9 protein-coding genes and 1 pseudogene are annotated in these 9,248 nt (G+C 69.7%); 4 read left to right on the plus strand and 6 right to left on the minus strand.

Features of this window, described 5'->3' with window-relative positions; all coding sequences use genetic code 11:
• Positions 1–117: 117 nt before the first annotated feature.
• On the minus strand, positions 118–810 hold the full coding sequence (locus I0Q12_RS25635; RefSeq protein ID WP_197255977.1) for a hypothetical protein: 693 nt from the start codon (positions 808–810) through the stop codon (positions 118–120).
• Positions 811–926: 116 nt separating this feature from the next.
• Between I0Q12_RS25635 and I0Q12_RS25640 the strand changes: the two genes are divergently transcribed.
• Positions 927–1,595, plus strand: coding sequence for a hemerythrin domain-containing protein (locus tag I0Q12_RS25640; RefSeq protein WP_197255979.1), 669 nt, complete (start codon positions 927–929; stop codon positions 1,593–1,595).
• 140 nt (positions 1,596–1,735) lie between these two features.
• On the plus strand, positions 1,736–2,026 hold the full coding sequence (locus tag I0Q12_RS25645) for a hypothetical protein (protein WP_197255980.1): 291 nt from the start codon (positions 1,736–1,738) through the stop codon (positions 2,024–2,026).
• Positions 2,027–2,048: 22 nt separating this feature from the next.
• On the opposite strand, the gene I0Q12_RS25650 is transcribed toward I0Q12_RS25645, so the two are convergent.
• Positions 2,049–3,335 (minus strand): wax ester/triacylglycerol synthase domain-containing protein, encoded by a 1,287-nt coding sequence (locus I0Q12_RS25650; RefSeq protein ID WP_197255982.1) that lies wholly within the window; start codon positions 3,333–3,335, stop codon positions 2,049–2,051.
• 36 nt (positions 3,336–3,371) lie between these two features.
• Here I0Q12_RS25650 and I0Q12_RS25655 point away from each other — a divergent pair, with 36 nt between their 5' ends.
• A complete protein-coding gene (locus I0Q12_RS25655; protein ID WP_197255983.1) occupies positions 3,372–5,411 on the plus strand; it encodes a prolyl oligopeptidase family protein in 2,040 nt (679 codons plus the stop codon).
• A gap of 12 nt (positions 5,412–5,423) precedes the next feature.
• On the opposite strand, the gene I0Q12_RS25660 is transcribed toward I0Q12_RS25655, so the two are convergent.
• The 3 genes from I0Q12_RS25660 to I0Q12_RS25670 form a co-directional block, all read right to left on the minus strand.
• Complete coding sequence (locus tag I0Q12_RS25660) at positions 5,424–6,281, minus strand: alpha/beta fold hydrolase (RefSeq protein ID WP_197255985.1); 858 nt, start codon at positions 6,279–6,281, stop codon at positions 5,424–5,426.
• A gap of 14 nt (positions 6,282–6,295) precedes the next feature.
• Positions 6,296–7,177: a phosphatidylinositol mannoside acyltransferase gene (locus tag I0Q12_RS25665; RefSeq protein WP_197255987.1), complete on the minus strand. Its 882-nt coding sequence runs from the start codon at positions 7,175–7,177 to the stop codon at positions 6,296–6,298.
• Between the two features lie 89 nt (positions 7,178–7,266).
• Entirely contained in the window at positions 7,267–8,400 is a 1,134-nt protein-coding gene (locus I0Q12_RS25670) for a patatin-like phospholipase family protein (protein ID WP_197255989.1), read from the minus strand.
• 195 nt (positions 8,401–8,595) lie between these two features.
• Here I0Q12_RS25670 and I0Q12_RS25675 point away from each other — a divergent pair, with 195 nt between their 5' ends.
• Entirely contained in the window at positions 8,596–8,922 is a 327-nt protein-coding gene (locus I0Q12_RS25675; RefSeq protein ID WP_197255991.1) for a hypothetical protein, read from the plus strand.
• A 36-nt stretch (positions 8,923–8,958) separates the two neighbouring features.
• Here I0Q12_RS25675 and I0Q12_RS33945 read toward each other — a convergent pair.
• Positions 8,959–9,248 (minus strand): annotated as a pseudogene (locus I0Q12_RS33945) (esterase family protein); the annotation flags it as partial.

Here is a 9,248-nt window from a genome sequence, read left to right on the forward strand (position 1 = left end):
GGCTCGACTCCGGTTCGTTCTACGCGGGACCCGTCGACGTCGCGCTGGCCGAGACCGCCGAGGTCATCGGAGACGGCGATGCGGCGACCCGGTGTCGGGCCGCCGCATCGGAACTGGTCACACGGCTAGCGGAGCGCCTGAGCGATGCGAGGTCGCCGGCGCCGCCTCCACCGGCGGACGACCGTTCGCCCGCAGAATGAGAACCCCCATCGCGGCGAACGCCAGCCCCCGCGGCAACTCGACCACGAGCCCGCTCACGCCGGGCAGTTCAGGCAGCGGCAGGAGCAGAACCAGGCCGCCGGCGGTCATGATCGCGCCGATCCAGCGGGGAACGGCGCCCGTGCGGAGCAGGCACACGCCGAACACGACCATGCTGAGCATGAACGTCAGCCCGCTCGCGGTCTGCAGCACGGTGAACGCCGTCGAGGGGAACAAGGAACCGTCCGCGGGGACGAGGTGGGCGGTCGCCGGGTTCGCCGCAAGCTCGTAGGAGGCGAACGCCTCGATCGTCAGGTGCGTGAGCGAGACGAGCATCGACGAGGCGTAGAGCAGGACGAAGCCGATCAGCCCCGCGAGCCCGGCCTTCGCGGAGAACCACGCGTAGACACCCGGCAGGGCGATCAGCTGGACGACCGTCCCGAACAGCAACAGCATCTGCGCCCACGGGCTGAACCCGGAGGTCAGCGACTCGGCGGAATGCGCGTTGCCGTCGACGACCGGATGCAGCAGGCCACCGGTCAGGTTGAGCGCGAACGCGACGATGACGCCGGCGGCGCTGAGGCGGTACAGAAGTGAAGGTGTGATGGTCATGGTCCGAGTGTGTGGACAGGCACTTGGTCGCCACTTTCGCTTCCCGCAACAGTGGCGCTCGTCCCGGCCAAGCGATCACCAAGTCGCAGCCAAGCACCGGCGGGCACGCTACCGACATGACACCTCTGACCAAGGCTCCACGCCTCACCACGGATGAAGAACTGCTCGGTATGCGTCTCGCGCACCGCGTGATCGTCCACGACCTCGCCCGGCTCTCCCGTCTCGCCGACGAAATGGTCGCCGACCGGTCGCGTTTCGACCACGCCCGGTGCGCCGCGATCTCCGGCTACGTCTCCCTCTTCGCCGCGAGTCTCCACCATCACCACAACGTCGAGGACTTCTCGTTGTGGCCCCTGATCACCGAGTCGGCGGGCCCGCACGTCGATTTCACCGAACTGACGGACGATCACGACGAGATCGACCCGCTCCTCGACGATCTCGTCCGCTCGGCGGGGGCACTGCCGCAGAAGACCGCGATCGCCGAATTCGCGCAGACCGTCCGCCGGCTCCGGGCGATGCTCGACGAACACATCGCCGACGAGGAGCGCACCGTGTTTCCGCTGATCACCGGCTACGTGTCCGCCGAGTCATGGCAGACCTTCGAGAAGGGCGCGCAACGCGGCGCTCGCATGGACTTCGACCTCACCCGGGTCTTCGCGGTCATGACCCCCGAAGAAGCCGAGCGGGCCCGCAAGGAACTGCCGTTCTTCCTGCGCGCGCTGGTCTCCGTGCTCGCGCGCAAGCAGCGTCGCCGCGAACGAGCGGTGTTCGGGGCCGCTGTGTGAGACAAGGGGCTGTGTGACACGGCGGCCGGTCCCCGTGCGGACCCTCCGGGACTCGGGCATGATGTCGCCGTGCGTCTTCCCGATCGACACCAACCCGCGCGGCGCGAGGCCGCTCGGGTGTTCGACACGGGAGGACACACATGGAATACAACGCGATGATCGAACTCGATGTGCTCGTCGATCTTCTGAGCGACGACGACTTCGACGACTTCCTCGAGCCGATCGTTCCGCATCACGGTTGCGTGGGTCGCAGCGACAACGCTCTGGTCGAGCTCGTCGTCACGATCGACGCCGTGGATGCGATCCACGCGACGCAGTTCGTGCACGCCCTGATGCGCACCTCGTATCCGGACTACCGCGTCAACTACGTGGACGTGCTGCCCACGAGCGCCTTCGACGCGATCTTCGGATTCGGCGACTACTTCCGCTGACGGTCCGCGGTGCCGCACCCGGCTACAGTCCGGCCAGCGACTTCCGGAGCAGATCCACGTACCGGTCGAGTGCGGCGCCGTCGAGCACATCGGGGCTCGTCGTGACCGAGACCGCGACGGCGTCGCCGATGCCGTGCACGCCGTGGGTCAGTGCCATCACCGGTGACAGGCTCGGGTATCCGGTGGTGAACCGCACCGCGCCGCCGCCGAGCACGAGGTCGGCGCTGCCGCGGTTCACGCTCGACACCACGGTGTTCCCGGTGACGGTCGGCGGAACGACGGACAGGTCGGTGCGGTCGGTGCCGAATCGCAGCAGCGGGGCGGGCACGTGATCCTCCGTCCGGGACCGCACGGCCATCGCCGGGTGCGCGACGCGGCGTCGCCGCAGCTCCAGTTCGGCGGCGATCGCGGCGGCCCTCTGGCCGCTGTCGCGGATGTCCGGGCGCAGCGCGACTCCGACGCTGCGATAGGCGTTGCGTTCGGCGCCGCCGGTGGGCACCGCGACCGGGACCTCCGCACCGAGGCCCTCCTCGATCTCGAGGAACGCGGCGAGTGCCGGACCGATCGCGGCCAGCGCCGCGACCGTGACGGTGCCGGCGCGCCGTAGGTCGGCGGCGTCGCACACGAGGGTCCGCACCGTGCGGCGGGGACCGGGCGCGGTGTTCACCGCGACGAGCGGGCAGCCCGGCGCCGGGGGCGGCACGCCCGGTCCGGCCAGTTCCTGTTCGGCCCGGCTCGCCCGCACCCCGTCGGCGACCACCCCGACGATCTGTCCCGGCAGTTTCGCCGCCGCGCGTACGAGCATGGCCGGCGGCGCCGGGGCGCGGGGCGGCTCGGTGCGCGGCGGCGCGTCCTTCTCGAACAGGGCACGCGCCAACGCCGACGCACTCACTCCGTCGGCGAACGCGTGCGAGATCTGCAGCACCGCGAGCAGCGCGGCCCCGTCTCCCCCGGGTGCGCCCGTCACGTCGGGGATCAGGTGCAGCCGCCACGGCGAGACGCGGATGTCGACGCGGCCCTCGACGAGCGTGCCGAGCAGGGCCGTCACCGCTGCCCAGTCGCCGCCGGGATGTGTCCTGAACTGGTCGTCGCCGATCTCGCGATTCGTCCAGTACGGGTAGTCGAGCAGGCCCGGGACGTCGACGGCCCGGGTGCGCAGGTCCCCGATCCTCGCGGCCCGCGCGGCGAGGTCGGCGAGCACCCGTTCCAGCAGCGCAGACGGCGCGTCGAAGCAGTACACGAGGAACAGATCGCTGGGCAGGCGATCGCCGAGCCAGTCGCGACGTGCGTCGGTTGGATGCAGCTGCATGCCCGCAAGTGTGCCGGTCCGGGTAGAAATAGCCACATGACCTCTGCGACGAACGCCGACGCCACGGCCTCCGACCCGACCGACCCGTACCTCTGGCTCGAGGACGTCACCGGCGAGCAGCAGCTGGACTGGGTGCGCGCCCGGAACGCACTCACCGTCGACGAGTACACCCGCACCGACGAGTTCGAGACGTTGCAGTCCCGGATCCGGGAGGTGCTCGACACCGATGCGCGGATTCCCTACGCCCGGCGGCGCGCCGAGTATCTCTACAACTATTGGCGGGACGCGGAGCACGTCCGGGGTCTGTGGCGCCGCACCACGATGGACCAGTACCTGCGCGACGACCCGGAGTGGGACGTGCTCGTCGATCTGGACGCGCTCGCCGAACAGGAGGGCGAGAACTGGGTGTGGTCGAGCGCGCAGGTGCTGCGTCCCGACCACACGCGCGCCTTGATCGGATTGTCGCGCGGCGGCGCGGACGCCACTGTGATCCGCGAATTCGACCTGGTCACACGGCAGTTCGTGTCGGGTCCGGACAGTTTCGAACTGCCCGAGGCGAAGACGGACATCGGGTGGATCGACACGGACTCCGTCTACGTCGGTACCGATTTCGGCGACGGGTCGCTCACCGATTCGGGATATCCGCGCATCGCGAAGCGGTGGCGGCGCGGCACCCCGGTCTCCGAGGCGGAGATCGTGTTCGAGGGCGAGAAGACCGACGTGGCGGTGGGCGCGTCGTACGACCGCACGCCCGGATACGAGCGGACCTTCGTCGAACGGGCCCTGGACTTCTACAACGCGCACCGGTTCGAGCTGACCGACGACGGCGAACTGGTGAAGCTCGAGGTGCCGGACGACGCCGGGGCCGGCGTCTACCGCGACCATCTGCTGGTGCGCACCCGGTCGCCGTGGCTGGGATACCCGGCCGGCGCACTGCTGGCCACGAACTATCCGGCGTTCCTGGCGGGATCACGCGAGTTCACGGTGCTGTTCACCCCGGACGAGCACACCTCGCTCGAGCAGTACGCGTGGACCCGCAACCACCTGCTGCTCGTGACGCTGCGCGACGTGCAGACCGAGGTGCGGGTGCTCACGCCGGGGCCGGACGGGTGGGAGGACCGCCCGCTCGAGGGCGTTCCGCCGGCGACGTCCACCTCGATCATCGACGTCGATCCCCTCGAGAGCGACGACTTCTTCCTCAACTCCAGCGGTTTCACCGTCCCCGCGACTCTGCTGTCCGGGACGGTCGACGGTCCGCTGACGGCGATCAAGCAGGCGCCCTCGTTCTTCGACGCCGAGAACATTTCCGTCACACAGTATTTCGCGACGTCCGACGACGGAACCCAGGTGCCGTACTTCGTGGTGGGCAGCAACACCGACACCCCATCGCCGACCCTGCTGTACGGCTACGGTGGATTCGAGAACTCGCTGGTGCCCGCCTACAGCGGCGGCATCGGCCGGGCATGGCTCGAACGCGGCTACACCTATGTGATCGCGAACATCCGCGGTGGCGGCGAGTACGGCCCCACCTGGCACACGCAGGCGCTGAAGGAGAACCGGCACAAGGTGTTCGAGGACTTCGCGGCGGTCGCGAAGGACCTCGTCGCGCGGGGCATCACCACCGCGGAGAAGCTCGGTATCCAGGGCGGCAGCAACGGCGGTCTGCTGATGGGCGTGATGCTCACCCGCTACCCGTCGCTGTTCGGGGCGATCGTGTGCCAGGTGCCCCTGCTGGACATGAAGCGGTACCACCTGCTGCTCGCGGGCGCGTCGTGGACGGCCGAGTACGGCGACCCCGACAACCCGGACGAGTGGGCGTTCCTGAAGGAGTACTCGCCCTATCAGAACGTCGACCCCGACGCGACGTACCCGCCGATCCTGATTACCACCTCGACCCGCGACGACCGGGTACATCCCGGCCACGCCCGGAAGATGGTCGCCCGTCTCGAGGAGCAGGGACATCAGGTGCGGTACTACGAGAACATCGAGGGTGGGCACGGCGGCGCGGCGGACAACGCGCAGGCCGCGTTCAAGTCGGCGCTGACGTTCACGTTCCTGGAGGACAAGCTCCGCTGACAACCGGGCGGGTCAGCGGTCGTGCAACCAGGCCGCGACCCGCTCGACGATCTCCGCGTTGTCCCGGATCCAGCCGTTGTGCCCGAGCGGACGGTCGAGGTGCCAGGTGGTGACCTCGGCCGCCGGAAGCTTCTCGAGCAGGTGCCGGGCCGCGGCGACCGGGGTCATGTCGTCGTTCTCGATGGTGATCGACAGCACCGGCAGCTTCAGCCGCGCGAGGCGCTCCTCGTAGTCGATGTCGGCACCGTAAGGCTCGAATCGTCCGCTGCGGGCCAGGCGCGCCCAGTCCGAGATGAGCACGCGGGACTGGCGTCCGAACCCGCCGATGTCGAGCCGGTCGCCGGGCCAGAATCCCGCGACGCTCGCGGTGATCGACATGGCCGCGGACCCGAGCAGCAGGCCGGGTCCGCGGGAGCCCGGGAAGTGCCGGTAGTAGGGGGTTCCGGAGGCGACGAGGATCAGTCCGCCGAGGCGGCCGCGGACCCGCGACGCGTAGAGCACCCCGAGCTGGCCGCCCATCGAATGTCCCAGCAGGAACGGGGTCGAATCGGGGAATCGTTCGCGGACGACCTCGAGCATTGCGGGGAAGTCCACGGACACCAGCTCGTGGTAGCCGTAGACGCTGTCGGCGTCCGGGCGCGGCCGGCTGTCGCCCTGCCCGCGGAGCTCGCAGATCGCGACGTCGAAGCCGTGTCCGGTCAGCGCGTCGGCGAACGGTTCGTAGTAGCCGGCCGGGATTCCGAGTCCGGGGACGACGACCACCACGATCCTCGCGGCGTCGCGTCGCGTCTCGTGCTCGTGGTCCGGGCCCGGAAACAGGCGGACCGGCGCGGTGGTACCCCCCGGCAGCTGGATCGGTACGGTCTCCACCGGCTCAGAGTAGATCATCGGTGGCCGTCGAAGTCGGCGGTCCACACCCGTTGCAGCATGTGCCAGTCGGCAGGATGCGCGGCGATCGCGGCGGCGAACCGGTCGGCCAGCGCCTGCGTCGTGCCCTGCACACCGTCGACGGCCTCGATGGGCGGGCCCACCTGGAAACCCCAACCGTTCGGCGTGAACCAGCAGTTCACCGGCAGCAGCGGCGCACCGGTGTCGATCGCGAGCCGGGCGGGACCGGCCGGCATGCGGGCCGGTTCGCCGAAGAAGGTGACCGGCACGCCCGTGCCGGTCATATCGCGTTCGGCGAGCAGCCCGACCATCCGGCCCTCGCGCAGCCGTGCCGCCAGCTGCTCGAGCGGTGGCGTCTCCGTGCCGGTGAGCGGAATGATCTCGAATCCCAATCCCTCACGGAACCGTACGAAGCGCCGGAACAGCGAATCCGGCCGCAGTCGCTCGGCGACGACGACCGGCGAGCCCACACGCTGCGTCACCCAGACGCCCGCCAGATCCCAGTTTCCGCTGTGCGGCAGGGCCAGCACCGCGCCCTTGCCGCGCTCGACCGATTCGTGGATGTGTTCGAGTCCGGTGGCGGAGGTTTCGATGTCGTCGGCGAGCCGGACCGGATCCATCGACGGAAGCCGGAAGGCCTCGCACCAGTACCGCGCGTACGAACGCAGGCTCGCGCGCACGAGCTCGTCGGGGACCTCCTCCGCTGGAATGGTGAGAACACGGGATAGGTTGCGCCGCAACTGATCCGGTCCACCGTTGCGAGCGGCGCGATCGGCTGCGAGATAGAACAGGCGCAGCGCCCAGCGATCCGGCAGTGCGCGCACCAGCCGCCACGCGGCCGCGTAACCGAGGTCCCAGGTTCGATCCTTCGCGTTCACCGGCCATCACCACGCCTCATCACCCGAGTGTCCTCCCCCTCGACCGCGAACACACCGGCATTGCGCCGAGTCGGGGCCACGATCCCCTGCTATTCCGGCGATCCCTCTGCGGGTCCGTGATCGCCCGGTTGCGGAGGACCGTGCTCGCCACCGGCCCGCGCCTCGAGGAACCCGGCGTTGTCGAGAGCCGCTTCGGTCAGTGTCCGGCCGAGTTCGATCATCTCGGCGGCCTTGTGGAAATCGAGGCTGCGGCATGCGCTGCGCGGTACTTCGACCAGCACATCCGGTGGGTACGCGGCGAGCTGATGCCGGGCCAGCACCGACTGCATGATGTCGATCGACCGGCTCATCACCGCGACGCGGCCGAGTTTCGGCGCGGCGACACCGCCGGACGCCACCGCGGCGGCTTCGAGCGCCGGGTCGACGGGCGGCTCGAACACCTCCGCGTCGGCAGCGGCATCGGAGTCGGCAGTGATATCGGAGTCCGCGCCGTTACCGGAGTCGGCAGGGCTCGAATCCGTATGGGCCCGGGCCGAACCGAACCGGCCCACGACCGATCGCACGATGTCGCGTTCGAGCAGGAACCCGGCGCTACGGCGGAAGCGGCCGATCCATTCCTCGACCGGACGCGGTTCGGCGCTGACGTTCACCGGCGACGCGAGGCCGCGTTCCTCACCGCTGAGACTGATCCCGATCGTCAGGTCCGACGCCAGCGCCACGGTCGGCGCGACCGGCAGCGGTGCAAGAGTGCCGCCGTCGACGAGCACCCGCCCGTTGAGGACCGCCGGAGTGATGACGCCGGGAATCGCGATCGAAGCGCGGATGGCGACGTCGAGCGGCCCGCGCTGGAACCACACCGGCCGGCCCGCAGCCAGATCGGTCGCGACCGCGGTGAATGGGAGCGGCAGGTCCTCGATCTGCACGTCGCCGAGGATCTCGCGGACCCGGGCGAGCACCTTCTCGGCGCGGATGGCACCGGGTGACGTCACCGACACGTCCAGCAACCGCACCACGTCGAGCTGGGTGAGGGTCAGCGCCCAGTCGGTGTACTCGTCGAGCTTGCCCGCCGCGTACAGCCCGCCGACCAGCGCACCCATCGACGATCCCGCGATGCCGACGATCTCGAGGCCGCGTCCGGTCACAGCCTGGATCGCTCCGATGTGCGCGTATCCGCGCGCACCCCCACTGCCGAGTGCCAGAGCCACCCGTTTCGGTTCGGCCATGGCTTCGACGGTACCGCGCCCGTTCCCCGAGAAACCCCGACCCGCGAATTCAGGGTGCAGATGGGTGGCTCACCCGATGTGCCCGGTGGGGCTGTCGAGCCACGATGGGAACGGCTCGGGATCACAGCCCATATCCCGTTCGCACCAACACTTTCCTGTTCTGCACGCCTGTTCGCATCTCCGAAAGGAATCACCATGCGCACCATCGTCTCCGCCGCCGCCGTCACTGCAGCCACCGCAGCCGCCCTGCTCCTCGGGGGCCCCGCCGCGTCCGCCGCGTCGGCTCCGTACGTGGTCGGGATGAGCGAATCCGCAGCCCGCGCAACGCTCGACGCCGAAGGCGTGCCGTACACGGTGCTCAACCGCTCCGGCATCTCCTCGGATTCGTGCACGGTCACCGAGCAGCGCGACCGCGGCTACCGCACCGAGACCGACACCGTCTACGACCGCGACGACCACGAGTTCGACCGGATCGAGACCCAGGTCTGGCGAGGTCTCGGCCTCGTCGTGGTGTGCAACTGACCGTGATGGGCCACCGGCCGGAACCTACGGCGGCGCTCAGCGCAGGGCGCGGTCGAAGATCGGCCACGACCGGTGCAGGTCGTCCTGCCAGTAGGTCCACGAATGGGTCCCGGTGGGGCGGAGCTCGACGTGGGCGGGAATGCCGAGTTCGTCGAGTCTCGCGACGAACCGCCGCGTGCATTCACCGGTTGCGGCCTCGATGACTCCACCGGTACCGGCCTGCCGGATGAGCACGAGCGGATTGCCCGCGACCTCACGGCCGTCCAGCGTGTCGTCGTACCCGGGAAGCCCCGTGCCACTGGAGACGTAGAGTTCGAGGCCGCGCA

This window comes from Rhodococcus sp. CX, assembly GCF_015865005.1.
Taxonomy (GTDB): Bacteria; Actinomycetota; Actinomycetes; order Mycobacteriales; family Mycobacteriaceae; genus Rhodococcus.

Excerpts from the sequence above, each read along its gene's own strand:
- I0Q12_RS25655 (WP_197255983.1), top strand. The coding sequence starts at position 3,372 with ATGACCTCTGCGACGAACGCCGACGCCACGGCCTCCGACCCGACCGAC.
- I0Q12_RS25650 (WP_197255982.1), bottom strand. The coding sequence starts at position 3,335 with ATGCAGCTGCATCCAACCGACGCACGTCGCGACTGGCTCGGCGATCGC.
- I0Q12_RS25645 (WP_197255980.1), top strand. The coding sequence starts at position 1,736 with ATGGAATACAACGCGATGATCGAACTCGATGTGCTCGTCGATCTTCTG.
- I0Q12_RS25675 (WP_197255991.1), top strand. The coding sequence starts at position 8,596 with ATGCGCACCATCGTCTCCGCCGCCGCCGTCACTGCAGCCACCGCAGCC.
- I0Q12_RS25635 (WP_197255977.1), bottom strand. The coding sequence starts at position 810 with ATGACCATCACACCTTCACTTCTGTACCGCCTCAGCGCCGCCGGCGTC.
- I0Q12_RS25640 (WP_197255979.1), top strand. The coding sequence starts at position 927 with ATGACACCTCTGACCAAGGCTCCACGCCTCACCACGGATGAAGAACTG.
- I0Q12_RS25670 (WP_197255989.1), bottom strand. The coding sequence starts at position 8,400 with ATGGCCGAACCGAAACGGGTGGCTCTGGCACTCGGCAGTGGGGGTGCG.